The 21943-nt window shown below is 32.6% G+C and carries 18 protein-coding genes; 5 read left to right on the top strand and 13 right to left on the bottom strand.

All coding sequences use genetic code 11. From position 1 onward, the window contains the following. Positions 1–221 precede the first annotated feature (221 nt). A complete protein-coding gene (locus CM54_RS08140; RefSeq protein WP_002432700.1) occupies positions 222–1289 on the top strand; it encodes an acyltransferase family protein in 1068 nt (355 codons plus the stop codon). Between the two features lie 159 nt (positions 1290–1448). Here CM54_RS08140 and CM54_RS08145 read toward each other — a convergent pair whose 3' ends face one another. Together CM54_RS08145 and CM54_RS08150 are read right to left on the bottom strand one after the other, a co-directional pair. Continuing rightward, on the bottom strand, positions 1449–2009 hold the full coding sequence (locus CM54_RS08145) for a sugar O-acetyltransferase (RefSeq protein ID WP_037550507.1): 561 nt from the start codon (positions 2007–2009) through the stop codon (positions 1449–1451). 82 nt (positions 2010–2091) lie between these two features. Further along, on the bottom strand, positions 2092–2961 hold the full coding sequence (locus CM54_RS08150; RefSeq protein WP_037550510.1) for an SDR family oxidoreductase: 870 nt from the start codon (positions 2959–2961) through the stop codon (positions 2092–2094). A gap of 196 nt (positions 2962–3157) precedes the next feature. Here CM54_RS08150 and CM54_RS08155 point away from each other — a divergent pair, with 196 nt between their 5' ends. From CM54_RS08155 to copZ, 3 genes are all read left to right on the top strand, one after another. Beyond that, the gene (locus CM54_RS08155) at positions 3158–3364 is read left to right on the top strand and encodes a hypothetical protein (RefSeq protein WP_002432535.1); all 207 of its coding nucleotides are present in this window, start codon (positions 3158–3160) and stop codon (positions 3362–3364) included. Between the two features lie 305 nt (positions 3365–3669). After that, a complete protein-coding gene (locus CM54_RS08160; protein WP_231469451.1) occupies positions 3670–6021 on the top strand; it encodes a heavy metal translocating P-type ATPase in 2352 nt (783 codons plus the stop codon). A gap of 87 nt (positions 6022–6108) precedes the next feature. Then, entirely contained in the window at positions 6109–6315 is a 207-nt protein-coding gene (gene copZ, locus CM54_RS08165; protein ID WP_002432699.1) for a copper chaperone CopZ, read from the top strand. Between the two features lie 62 nt (positions 6316–6377). Here copZ and CM54_RS08170 read toward each other — a convergent pair whose 3' ends face one another. From CM54_RS08170 to CM54_RS08225, 11 genes are all read right to left on the bottom strand, one after another. After that, positions 6378–8657, bottom strand: a complete 2280-nt coding sequence (locus CM54_RS08170; RefSeq protein WP_037550513.1) for a CDP-glycerol glycerophosphotransferase family protein — start codon at positions 8655–8657, stop codon at positions 6378–6380. 66 nt (positions 8658–8723) lie between these two features. Continuing rightward, complete coding sequence (locus CM54_RS08175) at positions 8724–9722, bottom strand: D-lactate dehydrogenase (protein ID WP_037550516.1); 999 nt, start codon at positions 9720–9722, stop codon at positions 8724–8726. 26 nt (positions 9723–9748) lie between these two features. Beyond that, a complete protein-coding gene (locus CM54_RS08180; protein WP_037550519.1) occupies positions 9749–10909 on the bottom strand; it encodes an aminotransferase class I/II-fold pyridoxal phosphate-dependent enzyme in 1161 nt (386 codons plus the stop codon). 250 nt (positions 10910–11159) lie between these two features. Further along, the gene (locus CM54_RS08190) at positions 11160–12665 is read right to left on the bottom strand and encodes a phytoene desaturase family protein (protein ID WP_037550525.1); all 1506 of its coding nucleotides are present in this window, start codon (positions 12663–12665) and stop codon (positions 11160–11162) included. A 12-nt stretch (positions 12666–12677) separates the two neighbouring features. Continuing rightward, positions 12678–13541 (bottom strand): phytoene/squalene synthase family protein, encoded by an 864-nt coding sequence (locus CM54_RS08195; RefSeq protein ID WP_023351098.1) that lies wholly within the window; start codon positions 13539–13541, stop codon positions 12678–12680. Positions 13542–13578: 37 nt separating this feature from the next. Then, a complete protein-coding gene (locus CM54_RS08200) occupies positions 13579–14691 on the bottom strand; it encodes a glycosyltransferase (protein WP_037550528.1) in 1113 nt (370 codons plus the stop codon). 6 nt (positions 14692–14697) lie between these two features. Continuing rightward, complete coding sequence (locus CM54_RS08205; RefSeq protein ID WP_037550532.1) at positions 14698–16188, bottom strand: phytoene desaturase family protein; 1491 nt, start codon at positions 16186–16188, stop codon at positions 14698–14700. A 1-nt stretch (position 16189) separates the two neighbouring features. Further along, positions 16190–16675, bottom strand: a complete 486-nt coding sequence (locus CM54_RS08210) for a hypothetical protein (protein WP_023351095.1) — start codon at positions 16673–16675, stop codon at positions 16190–16192. Positions 16676–16864: 189 nt separating this feature from the next. Next, positions 16865–17566, bottom strand: a complete 702-nt coding sequence (locus CM54_RS08215; protein WP_023351094.1) for a hypothetical protein — start codon at positions 17564–17566, stop codon at positions 16865–16867. A gap of 444 nt (positions 17567–18010) precedes the next feature. Next, complete coding sequence (locus tag CM54_RS08220) at positions 18011–19417, bottom strand: phosphate--AMP phosphotransferase (protein ID WP_037550536.1); 1407 nt, start codon at positions 19415–19417, stop codon at positions 18011–18013. 104 nt (positions 19418–19521) lie between these two features. Beyond that, entirely contained in the window at positions 19522–20580 is a 1059-nt protein-coding gene (locus tag CM54_RS08225; RefSeq protein ID WP_037550540.1) for a PTS transporter subunit IIC, read from the bottom strand. Between the two features lie 287 nt (positions 20581–20867). Here CM54_RS08225 and CM54_RS08230 point away from each other — a divergent pair, with 287 nt between their 5' ends. Beyond that, on the top strand, positions 20868–21878 hold the full coding sequence (locus CM54_RS08230) for an alpha/beta hydrolase (RefSeq protein ID WP_023351091.1): 1011 nt from the start codon (positions 20868–20870) through the stop codon (positions 21876–21878). The last annotated feature ends 65 nt before the right edge of the window (positions 21879–21943 follow it).

Raw genomic sequence — 21943 nt, forward strand, 5'->3', positions numbered from 1 at the left:
TGTTCACACCCGTTTTTGCAATCGCTTACATTTATATTATCTGAAAAGTCTTAAAAATAATTTGGAGTTAATGTGTCTTTTTATGATTAAATTTACAATTTTATGCATTTCAATTATTTTGTTTATTAAAAAAGTTGTTGAAAATAAGAAAATTATTGTATAGAATTAATGGTTGATCCCTATATTCTAAAAAATAAATAAATTCAGAAAGGTATAAACATATGAAAACTTATACATCAGTAATTTTTTGGATGCGCGCCATCGCGTGTTTAAGTATAGTAATCATTCACTCTATTACTACCACTTTTTCAAAAATGCATTCCGTCCCTCATAGTACATCACTTCGTCTATTCCAATTATTATTAATGTTTAGTACGCCAATGTTCGTTTTTATATCAGAATTTTTACTAGCAAAAAATTATGGCTCAAAATTAAAAAAGGGCTTCTTCAAAAATAAATTGATTTATTTGGGCATACCCTACATTATTATTAATTTAAGTATTTCTTATTTTTACTTTAGTCCAAATAATTTACATGAATATTTATTTCATGTTAAAGAAACAATGTTTCATGGAGGGGCTGTTACATATTTTATAGTTATTATTTTTCAATTTTATATACTACATTGGCTATTTTCTAAATATCTAATTGGTTTGAATCCAATTGGGATGATTGTTATATCAATTTTTATCACCACAATGTATTGGGCTATGAGATCCTTTGTATCGCCTCCTGATAATCCTATAATAGCAGCTATTTGGGATCGAGAGGGATGGATGATTTTCATAGGTTGGTTAAGCTATTTTTTACTCGGTTTCTATATAGGCACTTACTATGAAGTATTTATGGAGAGAATAAAAAATTACTCTATTCATATAATTATTGGAGCATTTCTATCAATTCTTTTCATGTTTTCAAATTATTTACTTGGTATTAGCACATGGGTAGAATCTAAAAGAATAGATACACCTATTTATGTAACAATGATTATTCTATTATTTTTCCTCTTTTCTTCCTATATTAAGTATGTACCTAAGTTTATTGTATTTATAAGTAATTACTCCTATTGTATCTACTTAGTTCATTATTTTTTTGTGCATGATTTAGGATTATTAAGCCATAACCCAATTAAAAATGTAATATTCAATACTATAGTTACATTATCTCTAGCTATTACAGTTGGATACGTTTTTAATTTATTTAAATTTGGAAAATATATTGTAGGTGGTATAGGAAAAGTTAACTACACTGCCGTTTATAAAAGTTACAAAAATAATCTTATGGATTAAGATCAAGAATGAAGAGCTTTATCTTATTTTTAAAATTAAAAGACTAAGCTAAAATCATGAGAACGTACATTTAAAAATTAGAGTTTATAATAGAATAAGCAATATAGCCCATAAATGAAATCATAGTACATTTATGGGCTATTCGTTGTTTTTTTAATATTACTTCTCAATCTTTCTAATCACTTTACAAGGATTACCTGCTGCTAAGCAATGAGATGGTATATCTTTGGTTACTACACTTCCTGCACCAATAACGGTTCCTTCACCTATCGTCACACCAGGCAGCACAGAAACATGTCCCCCAAACCAAGTGTTACTTCCCACTACAATGGGTTCTGCTAGTTCTAGACCTTTATTACGTTCCTCAAAATTAAGTGGATGTGTAGCAGTGTAAAATCCACAGTTAGGACCTATAAATACATTATCTCCAAACGTGATGCCACCGCCGTCCATTAAATAACAATTGGTATTAATAAATACATTTTTTCCGAACTTAATATTCCATCCATAATCTGTATCAAACGGGATTGAAATTCCCACATTCTCAAGTTTATAGCCAAATAATTTCTCCATTATTTCGTTGCGTTTTTCAACATTACTTGGGCGTGTATGGTTATATTCAAAGCATAACTCTTTGGCTTGTAACCTATCCTCTTTCAATTCATCATCAAAATTAGCATCGTACCACTGATGTGTTAACATTTTTTCCTTTTCAGTCATGACTACCCCTCAATTCAAATAACAATATATTAAATAAAGCTGAGATAATCATTCATATCTCAGCCTCTAAACATATTTATCTCTATGTCGTAATATAATCTCCACCATTAACATGAATGACTTGTCCTGTAATATATGAACTATCTGCTTGAGTTGCTAAGAACACATATGAAGGAGCTAGCTCAGCTGGTTGACCTCGGCGACCCATTGGCGTATCTCCACCTTGATTTTCAACCTTTTCCTCATCAAATGTAGATGGAATTAATGGAGTATATATAGGTCCTGGTGCTACAGCGTTAACTCGAATACTTTTTTCCATTAATGTTGTCGCAAGAGAGCGAGTAAATGACACTATTGCACCTTTTGTCGCAGAGTAATCAATAAGATGACCTGAACCTCTATAAGCCGTCACACTAGTAGTGTTAATAATTGCATCACCTTTTGAAAGATGTGGAACAGCTGCTTGAGATAAGAACATCATTCCAAATATGTTTGTCATAAACGTCTCTTTGACTTGATCAGGCGTAATATTCTCAAAGTTATCTCGTGGGAATTGAACACCGCCATTATTTACTAAAATATTTAAACTACCAAAATCTTTAACAACATCATCAATGAGTTTTTTAGATTGTTGCTCGTCTTTTAAATCATGTGCATATGCTTTTGCATCTACGCCTAATTCCTTTAAACGTTTAACAGTGTCTTCAGCATCTTGATGTTCATCATAATATCCTATAGCAACATTTGCTCCCTCTTTAGCATATAGTATTGCTACGGAACGACCGATACCAGAGTCACCACCAGTAATTAAAGCAACTTTGCCTTTTAATTTACCTGCAGCTTTATATTCATCTAATTCAGCTACTGGCTTAGGATTCATGTCCGCTTCTATACCAGGCTGTCTATCTTGAGTGTAGCCTTTTATTTCTTTATGAAAATCTAATAAACTCACTAAAAATCAACCTCCTCTATACTTACAAAACACATTCCCATATCGCACAACAAGCAAACACTTACACTACCACATAGAGATTTTATTTATTAAAATAGTTCTAAAGTACGATAGTATCTCAATACTATAGGCTCATGACCCTTAGAAAAAAATCACATATACTATATATTAAGAAAGAAACAAAGGAGCCACCATTATGAAAACATTACTAAAAGGAGTTATCTCAGTACTTATCATCTTAGGAATAGTTAAAACTTTTCAAGACCACGATATCCTTAACGAAGCCAGCTATTATTATGAACAAGCTAAAAGTGGTGAGCTAGTTCAAGACATCTCAAATTTAGATTTCAATAATTTTAAAAATTTAGATCTAGAAAACTTGAACCCATCAGACTTTTTCTAAGAAATGAATTGATTATTTATAAATCGAAATTGAAATAACAATCTAATAAACATTTACTAACGATATAACAAATATTCAACTATTTTTTATCCCTCTATCATTCATGATTGTAAAACAATTTCTTAAATATAGATTATAGACGCGTACCTCATCGACATTTGATGATGTGCGCGTTTTTTTATTACTAAAAGTTAGAAACTATTAAATTGACTTTAATACCTATAGGGGGTATATTGAAATTAAGAAAAACGCAGAAAGAAGGTATACCTTTGTCTAATAAAACTACCACATTGGATATTACCGGAATGACATGTGCTGCGTGCTCTAACCGAATAGAGAAGAAATTAAATCGATTAGACGATGTTACAGCTCAAGTGAATCTAACAACTGAAAAGGCAACAATTGAATATAATGCCGATGAATATCAACCAGAAGCATTTGTAGAACAAATCAAGAAATTAGGTTATGATGTTGCAACTGAAAAACAAGAATTAGATATTACTGGGATGACATGTGCAGCCTGCTCGAATCGTATAGAGAAAGTTCTTAACAAAATGGACGGCGTTCAAAATGCAACAGTCAATTTGACAACTGAACAAGCATTAATTGAATTTTACCCTAGTACAACGAATACGGATCAACTTATTCAAAGAATTCATAAATTAGGTTACGATGCTAAACCAATCACAAATAATAATTTAGAAAAGTCATCTCGAAAAGAACAAGAATTAAAATTAAAACGAACTAAATTAATGATTTCAGCAATCTTATCTGCACCACTTTTACTTGTAATGCTCATTCATGTATTTCCTGTTCATTTACTAGAAACTATAATGAATCCATGGATACAACTCATTCTAGCTACACCTGTACAATTTATTATAGGTTGGCAATTTTATGTAGGTGCCTATAAGAACCTACGCAATGGTTCTGCCAACATGGATGTTTTGGTGTCTCTCGGCACAAGCGCGGCATACTTTTACAGTATCTATGAAATGATCCGATGGTTACTAAATAAAGTGAATGAACCTCACTTATATTTTGAAACAAGTGCTATTTTGATTACGCTCATTCTATTTGGGAAGTATTTAGAGGCACGTGCTAAATCTCAGACTACCAATGCATTGGGCGAATTATTAAGTTTACAAGCTAAAGAAGCTCGAGTATTAAAAGATAATCAAGAGATGATGGTTCCTCTTAATGAAGTTATAGTGGGAGATACTTTAGTAATTAAACCTGGTGAAAAGGTTCCTGTAGACGGTGAGATTATCAAAGGAAGCACCTCCATCGATGAAACCATGTTAACTGGTGAATCTATTCCAGTTGAAAAGACAATCGGAGATGCAGTAATTGGCTCTACACTAAATAAAAATGGTTCTTTGATCATAAAAGCTACTAAAGTGGGCAGTGACACTGCATTAGCAAATATTATTAAAGTCGTTGAGGAAGCACAAAGTTCTAAAGCACCAATTCAAAGATTAGCGGACATCATTTCAGGTTATTTCGTACCTGTGGTTGTTGGTATTTCATTGATTACATTTATTATTTGGATTATTTTCATTCATTTTGGTCAATTTGAACCTGCGTTGCTTGCTGCGATATCAGTACTAGTCATTGCATGTCCTTGTGCACTTGGTTTAGCAACGCCTACATCTATTATGGTAGGTACTGGTCGCGCGGCTGAAAATGGTATTTTATTCAAAGGCGGCGAATTTGTAGAACGAGCTCACCATATAGACACTATTGTATTAGATAAAACAGGTACCATCACTAATGGTAAACCAAAAGTTACAGATTATGTTGGCGATCAAGATACACTTCAGCTGTTAGCTAGTGCTGAAAATGCATCTGAACATCCTTTAGCTGAAGCCATCGTCAATTATGCTAAAGATCAAAACTTAACACTTTTAGGCAACGAAACTTTCAAAGCTGTACCTGGCCTGGGTATTGAAGCGACAATAAATGGTCATCGTATTTTAGTTGGAAACAGAAAGTTAATGCATAACTATGACATCAATATAACTCAAGAACTCAATAACAAATTAATTCAATATGAACAACATGGTCAAACTGCAATGGTAATTGCAATTGAACATGAACTGAAAGGTATTATTGCTGTTGCTGATACTGTTAAAGATACTGCAAAACAAGCCATTAATCATTTACAAAATATGAATATTGAAGTAGTCATGCTCACTGGAGACAACAAACAAACGGCACAAGCAATTGCTAAAGAAGTAGGTATAGACCGTGTTATCTCTGATGTGTTACCTGAAGAAAAAGCTGAACAAATAGCTCTATTACAAAAAGAAGGACGAAATGTTGCTATGGTTGGCGACGGTGTCAATGATGCACCTGCTTTAGTTAAAGCTGACATTGGAATTGCAATAGGTACAGGTACTGAAGTAGCTATTGAGGCTGCAGATATTACAATTCTTGGTGGTGATTTACTACTACTCCCTAAAGCTATAAAAGCTAGTAAAGCAACAATTCGCAATATACGTCAAAACTTATTTTGGGCATTTGGATACAATGTCGCAGGTATTCCTATAGCCGCTTTAGGTTTACTTGCGCCTTGGATAGCCGGAGCAGCCATGGCATTGAGTTCAGTTAGCGTAGTGACAAACGCACTGCGTCTTAAAAAGATAAAATTATAAATTCCCGATTACCATTACTTTCATTAATCGGAATAGCGTTTTAAGATTATAATATAGATGAAGATATCGATAAAGGAGTGAAGTCTTATGACTCAAGAAATAATTCAAGTAGAAGGTATGAGCTGTCAACATTGCAAAGATTCAGTTGAATCAGCATTAGCAAACTTAAACGGTGTACAATCTGCCGAAGTTAATTTAGAAGAAAATAACGTTCGTGTAGAATTTGATGATTCAAAAGTGAACATCACACAAATGAAAGATGCTATTGAAGATCAAGGCTATGATGCAAAATAGTTATTAAATATAAATGCCTCAGAAAGATAGGTAAAATCTTACTGAGGCATTTATATTTTTTATTATATTTCAAAAATCTCTTTTAATATCTTTTCGCAACTATCCGTTGAATCGTTAGTCATTAATAAGTTAATCAATCTGGAATAGTCAACAGTTTCATGTTCCACGATTTGTTGAGCTAACAGCTCTTCGTTCTTACTGCCTATAGTAAAACTACCATAATCGAATATATTAAAGTAGTAGCCAGTTTCTTTTTGGTATAGCTCTTCATCTTCTTGCAATAATATAATTGGTTTATTTAAATGCGCATAATCAAAAATGGTTGACGAATAATCGGTTATAATACATTCACTGATTAAATATAACTCTTGGATATCAACTAATTCATTAAAGAAACAATGCACGCGTTCATTGATATGACTGTAGCATTTACGTAGAGCCCCTTCATTTGGGTGAAGTTTAATAATAATATCATACTCTGTAGGCAAATAATCTATTAATTTCTCGATATCTATATTAGTAATTGTTTCCCTTTCGTTTCTTCTCCATGTTGGACAGTATAAGATATATTTCTTTTTATCAGATAACTTAAATAGGTATTTAAGTTTAATTCTATTTTGTTCTTCAAGTGTATTATTTTTTAATAAATACGTATTTCTAGGCGCACCATAATTAAGGATGTTTAACTTAGGATTTTTAGAGGTTTGGAAAGCAGACTCAAATAATTTCTTATTTAAATCTGAAGAAACTAATAAATAGTCCCACTTTTTCATTCTAGGAAGAAAATTTTTCAACTGAATCATACGTTCTTTCTTGTTATTAAGATCATTAACCATTTTCTTCATAGGTAGACCGTGCCAAGTTTCTACAAAAACCTGATTTCGATGTTTATACACTTTATCAATAGCATTACCATTTATAAATATATATTTACTTCTACGAAATTTATTAACATAATCGTCACTTGAGAGTCTTGTTGGGATAAACCCATTCTCTCTTATTTCCATGTCGACTAATGCATTGACAGAACTTACGAAAATCTCTTTTTCAGGATACAGACGACGAATTGCATGTGCAATATATTTCGGATCACCACTAAATGATTTACCATGAAAACATTCTATAAATACATATTTTTTACTAGGTTTAATTTTATTTAATTTTCTAAGATAAAATGGTCTATGTATAACATGAAATACTTTTCTTATACATTGATAACATTGTCTAGCTCTTTCTTTTAAAGTAACTTCATTTTTATCCTTTTTCAACTTACTTTTTCTTGCTACTGCGAGTTTGTAATTACTATTAAACCTAACTTCCTTAGAATTAATAGCAATATCTATATTTTTTAAGTAAGTTTCGGCATAATTTTTGTAATTAAATTTTTCTTGTAGCATTTCACAGTCTTCTATTCTTTCTTTATCATTATAATTTTTTTGTGCAAATGCTAATAAAATCTCACTATCTTTTTCAATGTCTTTAGTTAAAAATTCAGTACAATGATATGATTGATAAATTTCTTTTAGAAGTCCATCATCTCCACCATATATCAATGCTCTGTTACCTTTAAAAATCGATTCAATAATAGAATAACCAAGCGTTTCATAAGGGGATGTAGAAATATAAATATAATTCTGAGGTTGGTACCCATTAATGTAGACGTATTTATTCAGATTATAGTAGTTAACCAAGTTTTTATATAATGTTTCTGATGGGCCATAACCAATAATATTGAGTCTGATATTTATCGTATTTTTATTTTTTATTATGTAATTAAATAATTTTATCGCGTACGAAATATCTTTAACTTCATCCTCAAATCGTGATTTAATTAAAAAATGTTTATGTGTATTTTTGGTAATTTTATCAATGGGAATGTGTTCAGTATTCACGTATTGGTTAAAAACATTTTTATAATTAAACCTTTTAATAAAATCCGATTTTATACTTTTAGTACTTACTCTCACACAGTCAATTGTATCTAACGAAAGATCTATATCTTCAGTAATATACTTTAGTGGTCCATGTATTTCTCCAACAATTTTTATTTTGGGGTTATATTTTTTAATTAATCTCGAATATTTAAAAAATGCTTCTCTAGTAATAATTAATAATTGAGTTTTTGCTAATTGCTTTAAGTTGTTTAAATAAAAAATATCAACTGAATTGTTCGCTAAGTCTTCCTCTTGGATTAGTAAATCTTTCTGTGCTTGATCGAATTTTTTATAATTAAAATAGTTAACTGTATGTTCATTTTTCAAAAAAGCTTTAATTAAATTGATATTACTTCTAGAAGTTCCCCCTTTGGCAAATATGTTAAAACCAAGTATAGTGATTTGCATTGTTGTTCCATCCTTTATATGTTGTTGAATCATAGTTAGTGTTATTCTTATAAAAGCTCATTTTAACTAATTCACTCTCAGACGAGTATCTCCGGTATTTATGACATCCATAGCAGCATCTAAGGCATCAACAATAAGATTCTCCACTGCTGCTTCAGTATAGAAAGCAATATGCGGTGTTATAATAATATCTTCCCTTTGTATTAATGAGTTTAATAATTCATCGTTCAAATCTTCTCCACGTCGGTCTGTTGTAAATACACCTACTTCATGTTCATAAGTATCTAAGGCAACTCCCTTTAATCGCCCTTGGTCTAACGCCGATATCAGTGCTTGAGTATCAACTAAAGAACCTCTTGCACAATTTACGAATACCGAGCCCTTTTTGAAGTAACTAAATAAAGCATCATTAAACAAATGATGATTATATTTTGTAGCTGGAATATGCACAGTCACAATATCCGCTTCTTCAATCGCTTCTTGCAAAGTATCTTTGTAAGTTACATACTTAGCCACATTTTCATTCGGAAATGGATCATACGCTACTACTTCACTACGATATCCTTCGGCAAATATTTGAGCTACAATACTACCTATACGTCCAGTACCAATTACAGCGACTTTCAAATCACTCACAGACTGCGATAAAATCGATGGTTCCCATCTAAAATCGTACTCTTGCATCTTATTTTGAATACGATTTGAATGACGTACGACATTAACAGCTTGAGTAACGGCAAATTCAGCAATACTACGTGGTGAATATGACGGCACATTGGAAATAATTAGATTATATTTAGTCGCTAAGTCTAAATCATAATCATCAAATCCAGCACTTCTTTGAGCGATTTGTTTTATCCCAAATGATTCTAACTTCTTATAAATTTCTTCAGAGATAGGTAAAGTTTGAGATAATGAGAGACCGTCACTACCTGAAACTGTCTCGACATTATCTTCTGTTAGTTGCTCTCTTGATAAATCAACTTCTATATTATTACGCTTAGACCATTCTTCAATATAAGGTAAATCCTCATCTCTAACACTCATAATTTTAATTTTAGTCATTCTCAATCATCCCCTCTGATTAACATTTAGCCATTATACATGTTGGCAAGGTCTGTTAATCTCTCTGTAGCTTCTTCTAGTTGCTTATCGTCTAATGCAAGAGAAATACGCACATAATGCTTGCCGTTTTTCCCAAAAGGTATACCTGGTGCTACTAAAATAGATTTCTCTTGCAATAAAAACGTTTCAAATTGTTCACTATTATACCCTGGTGGCGTACGCAACCAAGAATAGATACCACCTTTAGAATGAACAAATGGTAATTTTGCTTCTTCAAGTTTTGCTTCAAATGTGTCACGTCTTCGTCTAAATGTTTCATTTTGTTGTATCAAAAAATCATCATAATTATTTAAAGCATACGTGGCGGCATCTTGTAATGCTCCAAACATGCCAGCATTAGTATGTGTTTGATACTTTTTCAAAGCTTGAATCATGTCTTTATTTCCTACAGCAAATCCGACTCTAAATCCTGACATATTATATCCTTTGGATAAGGAAAAGATTTCGATAGCGACATCTTTACCATGTTCCGATGCAAGAATACTTGGGTTTTTATCATCAAACCCAAAGGCACTATATGCAAAGTCATGTACAATTTTAGTATCTGTATCTTTGAATCGTTGTACTGCTTCATCAAATACGGATTGTGTAGCTGTAGAACCAGTAGGATTATTAGGGTACGTTAAATAAATTAATTTAGTGTCTTTTAAAACTTGTGGATCAATTTTATTCCAATCAGGTAGATAATCTGGTGGCTCTAGTTCTAGGGGTACAGGGTTAGCATCTGCTAACATGACGCCAGCTAAATAATCAGTATATCCTGGATCTGGTAAAAGCACCGTTTCGCCAGGATTGACTACACACGTTGGTAATGCAACTAAACCATTTTTAGTACCATATAAAATGCAAACTTCTTCGTCTTTATGAAGTGTGACACCATATTGTCGTTCATAAAAATTTACAATGGCTTCTTTAAAAGACTCTTTCCCGTGAAAAGCACCATACTTTTGATTCTCAGGAATACGTAACGCTTCAGAAAAATGGTCAATAATACCTTTAGGTGTTTCTCCATCGGGAATTCCTACCGCCATATTAATAAGCGGAAGAGGTCCATGTTCAACTTTACGCCCCATTGTCTTTCCGAAATAACTATCAGGGATTGTAGCAAGTCTATTTGAAATTACCATTATAAGCCCCCTTTATTAAATCTCAATCCTCTTATTATTATCAATTTTATCAACAACATTAATTATGTCAATATTAACAATTTTCAGATAAGTGAAGTTAATTATCTCCCTTTCCCTAATTTTAGAATAACGGTAATTATTATGAATCAGCAAAAAACTTCCCACTAAATATATAAAAAATCCATAAACGAATGATTTATTTTCAAACATTTATGGACTCTTTTTCAAATTGAATGACTCCTAATTTTCACTAAATATTATTGTCTATATCTTTCAACATTTCATTTACAGTAATTTTAGCGCTAGTTAATACAATAGGTACTCCGGCACCAGGATGTGTACTCGCTCCAGCAAAATATAAATCTTTGTAATCTCTCGAAACATTTGGAGGTCTGTAGTAGTTACTTTGGGCTAATGTCGGCATTAAACCAAATGCTGTACCAAACTTCGCATTATAATCATTTTCAAAATCGATTGGTGTGTAAACAGTTTCAGATATAACATGTGATTTTACATCCTCTAATACGTCAATTGTCTCTAATTGACGATAGATAATATCTTTAACTTTCTTAATCACATTTTCATCTTTCCAATTAATATGACCTGTTTTTAATTCTGGCGTAGGCATTAAAACATAGATACCGGTTTGACCTTCAGGTGCCATACTCCGATCTCCAACTGCAGGCACATAAACGTAAATAGATGGATCTTCAGATAATGAACCGTTAAATATTTCATCTATGTTTTGTCGGAATTGTTGGGAAAAAATGACATTATGTAGCAACATCTCGCTAGTCACATCTTTATCAATACCAATATACATTAAAAATGCAGAACAAGAATAATCTAATTTTTCAATTTTACTAGGTTTATATTTTTTTACGGGTGAATGTGAAGGCATCAATTTTTCCGCTGCATAAGGAAAATCTGCTGTACATAATACTTTATCGAATCGTTGCACAAGATCATTAACCCTTATGCCATCAGCACGCTTATATTTAGGGTCGATGATGATTTCTTCTATATTAGAATTTAATTGAATATTCACATCTAAATCTTTATTTAATTTAACAAGTCCTCGTGTTAATCCATACATGCCCCCCTTAATAAAGTGAACACCAAACATCATTTCTACCATAGGAATAATTGAGTATAGAGAGGGGCCGCGTTTTGGATCAATTCCTATATATAACATTTGAAATGCTAATAATTTTTGTATTCGTTCATTATCAATATAATTTTCTATTAAATTATCAGCATTGTTTAATGTTTTTAATTTCAAACCTTTAATAAGCGAATCTACATTATAGAAATCCGTAACCTTTCTATATGTTTTCTCTAAAAAATGATAGCGCGCAATTTCATATCGCTTGTAAACATCAGTTAAAAATGACATAAACCCATGTGTCGTACCTGGTTCAATACTTTCAAGCGTTTCTTGAAGTTCGGCTAAATCAGTAGGTACTCTTACTTTGTCATTTTTCCCAAAGTAAACATCATAAATATAGCGCAATTGTTCCATATCTACGTAGTCTTCAAATTTCTTACCGCTTTCTTCAAATACTGCCTTGTATACCTCGGGAATCATCACGATAGAAGGACCTTTAACAAAGGTAAAGCCATCTTTAGTGAATTGACTCATTCGACCACCTGGATACCCATTTTTTTCAAAAATTGTTACATTATTACCTTGCGAAGCAAGTCTTGCTGCCGCTGCTAATCCAGTGACGCCTGCTCCTATTACAGCAATATTCATACTACATTCCACCTATAAATGATATTTCTTTTTTATTATTTTATACATTTTTACCTTATCTAATTTAGAAACGTAGACACGACGATGTAATGTATAGGAAGCTTTTCTCACTTCATCTAATATGCCGCGGTAAATAATTGAAGCTAATTCAATAATTGGTTGCGCTTCTTTATTGAAAACACCAAGATTTGATAGTGCAATATCATAGTCTTCTTGAGCTAGTTTCGCATGATGCTCCCATAAATCAATATATTGCTGTGACACTCCATTGTTAAAATTATTTTCAATAGAGACATCAAATCGAGACAAACTCGACTTACTGAAGTAAATTCTGTCATTCTCAAAATCTTCTCCTACGTCTCTTAAAATATTGGTTATTTGAAGTGCTTCTCCTAGTTTACGCGCGATTCGATACGTTTCTTCATTTGGTTGCTCTGCTAGTACAGGAGTTAATACTTCTCCCACTGTACCTGCTACGCCATAGCAATAGTTTAATAATTCATCATCAGTTTCAAACATCTCAAACTCCTGGTCTTCATATACAGTTTGAATGAGATTATAAAAAGATTGATATTCAATTGTGAAATTTTGAGAAACTGTATACAAAGCTTCCATAATCATTTGATTGCTTTTAAATTCGTAGTTTTCAACGTCATGATTTTTCTCGATAGTTATAATATCGTCGTGTATATTTTTAAGTATTTGAGGATTTTCATGTACGTCAATACTGTCATCTATAATTCGACATACTGCATAAATCGCCCATACTGCTTTGCGTTCATTTTCAGGTAAATAATCAAAAGCATAAGAAAAACTTTTAGAATGTTCTTTCATAATTTGATGGCAGTATTTAAAGTTTTTTTCATTCGATGTCATGGAATTCCTCCTATAATTTAATGGCCTAGTTTAAAATTCAACTTATTTCAAATGTACGACCCTTCCATTTTACCTTTTTTGAAAAATGAGCGTGTCGCCATGAGTTTATAAAGATAATAATAAAGAACACAAACAAAATTGGATGAAGAATGAGCAATATTATCGAAAAAGCACCCACTCTTCTATGTAAACTTACAAATTCCCATGTATATAAAATATAAACAATTCCGGAAAATATTAACGATATCGGTTTAGCAATCCATCCAAGTAGTAAAGCCATTGTAGATGTGAGTGAGCCCATTAACCACATTACAATCGCCAACATTACTTTAGGTTCAGTTTGATTGGCTCCTACTGAAAAATGCTTTGTCCATCCTTGTATAAGTGAGCGAAGTCCTTCTTCATACATGCGAAACTTAACATATTCACTACCTTCGTATACTGTAACTGGCAAGTCAGATTGACTAAATGCCTCTCCTAATGCAAAGCCTTCAATAATAGTTTTGCGCGCATTTTTATGACCACCTGTTTTAAAGTAGTCCTCTTTATTCATTATTGTGACAGGCCCAAAAGCCGTATAATCATTAGATTTACCCGCTAAACTTGAAAATCGATTCATTCCGACAATCGTCATTAAATTAAAGATAGCCGAAAGACTCTCATAAAATTTAAAAGTCTCATGGTAAGGTTGAATACTTAATAGTCCTTGATTCCCTTGCTGAGCAAATGAATTTAATATCGCCTCAATAGCATGACTATTAAAGATGACATCTGCATCAACAAACATCATTAATGGCGTTTGAACATGTTGGGCTCCTTGATAGCACGCATGAGATTTACCATACCATTGGCTATCTTCTTTAGTTTCATAAACAGTTGCTCCATAAGCTTTGGCAACCTCACTCGTCCCATCTTGAGACGCATCGTCCATAACTATAATTTCATAGATGCCACGTTGCTTAGTCAAAGATCTTAACAAGTTTGGTAACCTTTGAGCTTCATCTCTAGCTGGTATAATAACTGTTAATTCATTGCTATGAATAGTACTATGTTTCGAGCGAGATAATGCATGTCTTCTATTATATATAAGTTTTCCACAAATTAATGAAATAACAGATGCTAATGATAAAAGGAGTTGTATAAGTTTCAATTCTTTCTAACTCCTTCCCGCTTCAATAGCATTAATTTTGTCTGCAACTTGCATGCCACTTAACGTTACCATTGGCATACCTCCACCTGGATTTACAGAGCCTCCCACAAAGAAGAGGTTGTCAAAGTACTCACTTTGCTTAGGAAATTTAAACCCTTTATTTTTCTTCTTATCTGCGACTACACCATATATAGCTCCTCTATTTGAACGATAATTATGTCGGATATCCTCAGGCGTCCAAATATCTTCAAATATAATATGCGCTCTCAAATCAGTCAGTCCCATTCGTTCTAATTTCGTTAGCACACGTTCTTTAAACGCTGCATATTCTTCTTTTTTAAATGGTTTATCTTGAATATAGGGTATATGTGGTAAGACTTTAATATTTTCATATCCTTGTGGCGCTTGTTGTTCATCCGTTTTATTAACATTCACTAAATAGATTGTCGGATCTTGAGGTAATACCTTTTGATAGAATACTTCATCATAGTTTTTCTTAGAGTCCTTTGAGAAAAAGAAATTATGATGAGCAAGTTGAGAATAGGATTTGTCTATCCCTAAATGTAATACATAACCTGAGCTTGCAGGTTCATATGTTCTTTCGAGTTGGTCAATTTTTTGTTGATTAAAATGCAATAACTCTCTATAGGTAGGGATGACCTCCATATTGGAAATTATATAATCCGCTTCAACATACTTCCCACTACTTAAACGTACGCCCGTAACGCGTTGATGATACGTTTTAATATTTTCAACAGCAACCCCCATTTGTATGTCCACGCCTTCTTCAATAGCCAATTGTTTTAGCGCTAGTGCCAATTTATGAATTCCACCTTTGACATACCATAATCCTTGTTCTTGTTGCATATGAAATAACATTGAGAGAACTGCAGGTGCATCATAGGAAGAAGAACCTACATACTTAATAAAGTAACCTAGCATATCTCTTAATTTAGGATTCGAAATATAACGGTTAATTGCTTGTTGCATTGTTGAAAAGTAATCAAAACCTCGCAATGCTTTAAAAGGTCCATGATATTTTATAATTTCACGTAACGTATCTAAGCCAAAATTGAAATATCCCTTTTCAGTAAAACGATGTATACGCTTAGTATATTTTAAATAATTGTCGAGTTCCTTCTTATCTTCTTGACCTAACTGCAAATTATTAAGTAAAGTTGCTTCAGTATTTTCATATAGATCAATGATTTCACCATCAGGAAAGAAACTCCGCCATTGTAACGGCAATCTTTCAATTTCGATATAATCAGCCATATTTTTTCCGCTATAGTTAAAAAGACGCTCAAATATGTATGGCATGGTTAAAATAGATGGACCTAAGTCAAAGCCAAAACCCTGTTCCTCTAGACGATTCACCTTTCCACCAATATGATTATTTTGCTCAAATAATGTTACTTTATAACCACTTTGAGCCATTCGAATAGCAGCGGATATACCTCCTAAACCACCACCAATAACTAAGATGGATTGAGTCATATTACTTACCTCGCTTTTCAATTATACGTATTAAACGTTCGATTCTTGGACGATTATATCGTTGTGCTACAATCACTGGAAGGTGGCTAAACAGTACGTACGCAATGTTAATCATTTTGATATACCGTGGAGCTTTAACAAATAGCCACACAGGTAAAATGGAAATCCAATGTATCAATTCTGCACGTCTCATTTCCAATAGTAAGCGACGTGTCTCTTCAATATTTACTGATAACTTGCTTTTATCATAGATATCCTTATTAATTTGAGCACCTTCAGGTATCAATCTTTTCCACTTACTTACCTTTAAAGTATGATCCCAAAGTTCACCATTTTCTTCCCATTGAAAAGATCGAAATAAATAAGAATACTTTTCAAAAAATGATTTAGGGATACGTGTACCTATATGTGCAATAGACATTTGAACGACAAACCAAAATAGACTGTGCAAAATAATAAGGCGAGTTATAGATTTAATAGCTTTCATACTTTCACAGCTTTCTATTTACAAATAAAACCTTAAATAGTTATTCGATTATATTCCCTCTCATATCAGATGCGAAACGCAAATGCCATGTTATTCTACACTACTAAAAAATTGCATAAAAAAGAGGATGACATATTGTCATCCTCAAAGATTATAACTCGAATTGTCTTTCCAGTTATAAACTATATCTTACCACCAACCGTTAGCTTGACGGAAAGAAATTGCGTTACCGATTGAACCATAACGTTCTTTAGCGTAGCTAATCATACCTTTAGTTTGGTTAGATACTGAACCGTAACCCCAAGATTGGTTAGTTTGACCTAAACCATGGTATTGACCGTTAGAAGCGTTAACGTTACCACCTGATTCAGGCATTACAATAGCGTTCCATAATTCTTCAGTACCACCAGCAGCTAAGAATTGAGCTTTAGTAGAACCACCAGTTGAAGCTGAGCTTGATGGTGCTGAGTATGAAGTTGTTGAAGTGCTGTAATTATGAGTTGAAGTAGTTGGAGCTGAAACAGCTTTAACACTTGTATTGCTTGATTGTTGGTTTGAACTTACTGATTGGTTTGAACTTTCTTGGCTATATGATTCAGTGTAATCAGCTGATGATTGAGTAGTTGAACCAACTTGAGCATAGTTCCATGACCAGTTAGTACCATTAGAAGTGAAGTTGTATTGGAAACCATTGTTTACGAAGTGGATATCGTAAGCACCAGCTTGAACTGGTTTAGAGTTTAATTGTTCTGGGTTGTGTTGAGCTAAATCAGCTAAGTGAGCTTGATCTACGTTAGTAGTTTCAGAAGCGTGAGCTTCGTTACCTGTTAATGCATAACCTGCAATTCCTAAAGATACTGCTAATGATGAAGCGATAACTGTCTTTTTCATAATATAAAATCCTCCAAATATGTTTTAAAATTAAAATTTTTAAATTATATTCTAAGTGTTTGATTTCGTTGTGCTACATTGAAAATGTTTTTTGTTAACTTTTGACGGTATTCACTATACCACAAAAATCTCGTTTGTATATTACACGTTCCTTACAAAAAATTACAATAGAAGTTTAATTTTGTAATCTTGAAACAAAAACATTTCTCTTTGTAACATATAATTTCTTAAAAATTGTTTAAAATTACATTGGTATTTGTGGTTTTACATTAGTTTTTAGGTTGGTTTGACCCAACTTTCAAATAGTCTGTAATATTACAGATTTCATTTTTGTTACACTACCGTAATAATTCTATAATCTAATTTGACCCAACAAAAAAGTAAAAAAGATGAATTTCAAAGAAATATTCTTGAAATTCATCCTCTGATACAACTTTTTCTTATCTATAAAACGTCTTCGCATCTTTTAATAATCGTTTTGAGAACTTCGAGACGACTTGTTTTTTTATGATCTGCTTTTATCACATGCCATGGCGCTAACTTCGTATTCGTATACTTAATCATATCTTGACTGGCTTCTAAATACATATCCCATTTTTCTCTATTACGCCAATCTTCGTCTGTAATTTTCCATTGCTTATTTGGATTTTGTTCTCTATCTTTAAAACGTTGCAATTGTTCTTCTTTATCTAAGCATAAAAAGAATTTGATAATTATGGTACCTTCATCCGTCCACATTCTCTCAAACTGATTAATTTCATCATATGCGCGTTTCCATTCATGATGCTCTGCAAATCCTTCGACTCGTTCCACCAATATTCTTCCATACCAACTGCGATCAAAAATTTCGATGTGTCCTGATTTAGGCATTTTTTTAGCGAATCTCCATAAATAATGATGATTCTTTTCAACATCTGTAGGCGCACTGATTCCATTAACTTCATAACCAGTCGGATCTAACTTTTCTCTGATACGTTTAATATTCCCACCCTTACCTGCAGCATCCATACCTTCGAATACTAAAACTAAAGGGATTTTACGTTTGTACAACGCAAATTGAATTTCTCTCATACGGGTTTGTAATTCTACTATTTGATGTTGGTAATCTTTTTTCTTAATTTTAGATTCTTCAATATTAAATAACGACGTTGAGAAATGACTATTAAATTCTCCATCTATATATTCTTCATGTTTTTGGTATTTTTCAAGCGCATATTCTAATCTTTCTATTATATTTAGATACATGTTTGTTATTGCTTGTTCTCTAACCGTATAATCAATAATTTGCCAATCATTACAATTGTGTATGATACGTCTCATTTCATTTAAATAAACATCTTGGGGTATTACATCCTCATATTCTTGAACCTTCCATCTCATCAACGAGTTACTTTTAGTTTGTTGAATATGAGCTTGACGTTTCTCTTCATTTATTTCTATAAAGAACTTAATTATTTCATAATTATCTTTCTTCAACATTGATTCGAAATTACTAATTTGTTTAAGTAATGAATCATAATTAACATATTGATGATGTTTGATTTTATTTTCCTTGTAATCAAGATAATGTGAATACCAGCTTCTAAAATAAATGTTGATGTCACCTTTTTGTGGCAGAGTATTCCAATATTTTTGTAAAAATTGATATCTTAAATCGTATGTTTCTGGAGATTTCGTAGCGATAAAGTTTGTATACTTCGCGTCTAATTGAAGTAATAAATCATTTGATAAACGTGTCTTACCAGACGCGGGTATCCCTTCAAAAATAATCATGACAGGTATACCTAACTCATGGGTCTTTCTACTCAACTGTGCCACTTTTAATTGTAATGTGTCGATGTGATGCGACATGATTTCACCCTCTATATTTTTATTACAATAAACATCCGATTTTACACTTTTATTTTAGCACAGAAAAATCTCCTCAATGTATCACACATCGAAGAGACTCTACTCTATCCCATAAATTTAAATATATCATTACGATATAGATGAATTACTTTCCGTAATAATAAATCTAAAATCCAAGCAATTAAAAACGGCACTACAAAAAACGCAACTATAATCAGTAACAGACTTAACCATACTGAATCAACATGCATAAATTTAAAAGCATTAATAGGTCCTACCATACCTATAAATCCGAAGCCCGCTGATTCCTTTGTTCCACCAATACCAATGATACCTGATGCGATACCTGATAATGCTGCTGTGATAAGTATTGGTACCATAATCACAGGATACTTGACCATATTAGGCATCATCATTTTTACGCCACCAAAGAAAATTGATAAAGGAATGCCTAAGCGATTCACTTGGCTCGTACCAATAAGAAGGACAGCTTCTGTAGCAGCAATACCTATTGATGCCGAACCAGCTGCAATACCTGATAGGCCAATTGCCATTGCAATTGCGACGGTTGATAATGGCGATATAATAATAAAGCTAAATACCATAGATATCAACATACTCATAAGGACAGGCTGTAATTCAGTAAAGCTATTCAACATATTTCCAATACCTGTAGTAATTAATCTCACATAAGGTAATGTAAAAATACCTATCGTTGCTGATAGGCCGCCTACAATTGTCGGAAAGACTATCAGGGCCATACTTCCTACACGTTCTTCAATTAATAATATTAATAATACTGCAATTGCAGCTGTAATCATCGTATTAATAAGGTCCCCTATACCTGCGACGATCCATACACCATTTTTAAATTGAGCTGCACCACTTCCAACATAAGAAGCACTAGCAACTACGGCAATTGCCAATGGTGTTAAATTAAATTTCATAGCAATAAGTGCACCGATAAGGGCCGGTACAGTAAATTGGATGGCTTGCACGACTCCTAGTAAAGTTTTAAAAATAGGCTGATATTGCATTAAATATTTAAAAATCTCTCCCAAAATCGCATTTGGAACGAGTCCTGCGACAATTCCAATTGCTACCCCTGATAAAACTCTAAAAATAAAATCCTTTGGTCCGTCGATATTTCTAATAGCTGACATGACTTAAACCTCCCAATGTGCTGAGTAATAATTATGTATAAAGACAAAGTCTTGATTCGCAAAGTATGATTCAAGTAAATGATTCTTAGATGCAATAACTTAGAGGGATATTTAATGATATTCATACACGCGTCTCAAGACTATGAGTAATAGTATATCACGTTTTCAGAAAATTTAGATAATTATTTTTGCTATTATCTTACAAATTTTCAAATTATGCGAAAACCGTATGATTTAATATTTACACGAAGATATACTACAATCATTGACACAAGGGAGGTAACGTTATGTGGAAAAAAATTGCATGTTCTGTTGGTGCCACAACAGGTGCAGCTATTGTGGGCTCTTACTTATATACTAAATTAATTAAAAAGCGTAGTTATAAGAGCTTTTTAAAAGAAAAATTTAATCATGTTTCACGTGGCAAACAATACTTTATTAAGCCGAAGAAGATTGATCAAATGCTTAAAATGGCTCAAATCGAAAATAGCAAACCTTTCAAAGCTACAAAATATAGATTTAATCATAGAGTGGATATACGAGAATATTATGGTACACATACGTACTATGTTAATCATCAAAATGATCCACATCAGTTAAAGATTTTATATATGCATGGTGGTTCTTGGGTCGCAGGTCCATTCAAAGAGCATTATCAAATGCTGGATCAACTTGCTACTGATTACAACGCAGAAGTTATTGCACCTATATACCCTAAAGTGCCTCAAAGTGGCAAACGCGCAACATTTGATTTAATGACTCATATTTATCGTAATCTTTTAGATTCTGTGTCTTCATCCGATCAACTTATCATTATGGGAGATTCTGCAGGCGGTAACATCGCATTAAGCTACGCGCAGTATCTTAATGAAATTAATTTACCTCAACCAGGTCATATTATCACTATATCACCAGTGGTTGATGCCACATTTACTAATCCAGAAATACCTCATTACGAAAAGGTAGATAGTATGATTGGTAAAGAAGGACTTAAAACATTTGCTAAAATATGGGCTGAAAGTGATGAGTTAGACAATTATAAAGTATCTCCAATTAATGGAGACTTTAACAATCTCGGTCACATCACTCTTTCAGTAGGAACACATGAATTACTTTATCCTGACGTAATTAAGTTATCTCGTAAATTAAACTCTGAAGGAATTAGCCATAATTTACTTATTGGAAGTCATATGCTTCATGACTATGCGATTCAGAATATTCCAGAAGCAAAACAATTTAGAGAAAACTTAAGATATATCATCAATGACAATCGAAAAATTAAAGATAATATTATTTAAGATAAATGATTCCCTAAGAAAGATATTATTTTTACTCTTTCTTAGGGATTTTTTTGTATAAAAAA

Origin of the sequence: Staphylococcus sp. TE8 (genome assembly GCF_000692055.1) — a bacterium.
Taxonomy (GTDB): Bacteria; Bacillota; Bacilli; order Staphylococcales; family Staphylococcaceae; genus Staphylococcus; species Staphylococcus capitis.

Excerpts from the sequence above, each read along its gene's own strand:
- CM54_RS08140 (WP_002432700.1), top strand. The coding sequence starts at position 222 with ATGAAAACTTATACATCAGTAATTTTTTGGATGCGCGCCATCGCGTGT.
- CM54_RS08145 (WP_037550507.1), bottom strand. The coding sequence starts at position 2,009 with ATGACTGAAAAGGAAAAAATGTTAACACATCAGTGGTACGATGCTAAT.
- CM54_RS08155 (WP_002432535.1), top strand. The coding sequence starts at position 3,158 with ATGAAAACATTACTAAAAGGAGTTATCTCAGTACTTATCATCTTAGGA.
- CM54_RS08160 (WP_231469451.1), top strand. The coding sequence starts at position 3,670 with ATGACATGTGCTGCGTGCTCTAACCGAATAGAGAAGAAATTAAATCGA.
- copZ (WP_002432699.1), top strand. The coding sequence starts at position 6,109 with ATGACTCAAGAAATAATTCAAGTAGAAGGTATGAGCTGTCAACATTGC.
- CM54_RS08170 (WP_037550513.1), bottom strand. The coding sequence starts at position 8,657 with ATGCAAATCACTATACTTGGTTTTAACATATTTGCCAAAGGGGGAACT.
- CM54_RS08175 (WP_037550516.1), bottom strand. The coding sequence starts at position 9,722 with ATGACTAAAATTAAAATTATGAGTGTTAGAGATGAGGATTTACCTTAT.
- CM54_RS08180 (WP_037550519.1), bottom strand. The coding sequence starts at position 10,909 with ATGGTAATTTCAAATAGACTTGCTACAATCCCTGATAGTTATTTCGGA.
- CM54_RS08190 (WP_037550525.1), bottom strand. The coding sequence starts at position 12,665 with ATGAATATTGCTGTAATAGGAGCAGGCGTCACTGGATTAGCAGCGGCA.
- CM54_RS08195 (WP_023351098.1), bottom strand. The coding sequence starts at position 13,541 with ATGACATCGAATGAAAAAAACTTTAAATACTGCCATCAAATTATGAAA.
- CM54_RS08205 (WP_037550532.1), bottom strand. The coding sequence starts at position 16,188 with ATGACTCAATCCATCTTAGTTATTGGTGGTGGTTTAGGAGGTATATCC.
- CM54_RS08210 (WP_023351095.1), bottom strand. The coding sequence starts at position 16,675 with ATGAAAGCTATTAAATCTATAACTCGCCTTATTATTTTGCACAGTCTA.
- CM54_RS08215 (WP_023351094.1), bottom strand. The coding sequence starts at position 17,566 with ATGAAAAAGACAGTTATCGCTTCATCATTAGCAGTATCTTTAGGAATT.
- CM54_RS08220 (WP_037550536.1), bottom strand. The coding sequence starts at position 19,417 with ATGTCGCATCACATCGACACATTACAATTAAAAGTGGCACAGTTGAGT.
- CM54_RS08225 (WP_037550540.1), bottom strand. The coding sequence starts at position 20,580 with ATGTCAGCTATTAGAAATATCGACGGACCAAAGGATTTTATTTTTAGA.
- CM54_RS08230 (WP_023351091.1), top strand. The coding sequence starts at position 20,868 with ATGTGGAAAAAAATTGCATGTTCTGTTGGTGCCACAACAGGTGCAGCT.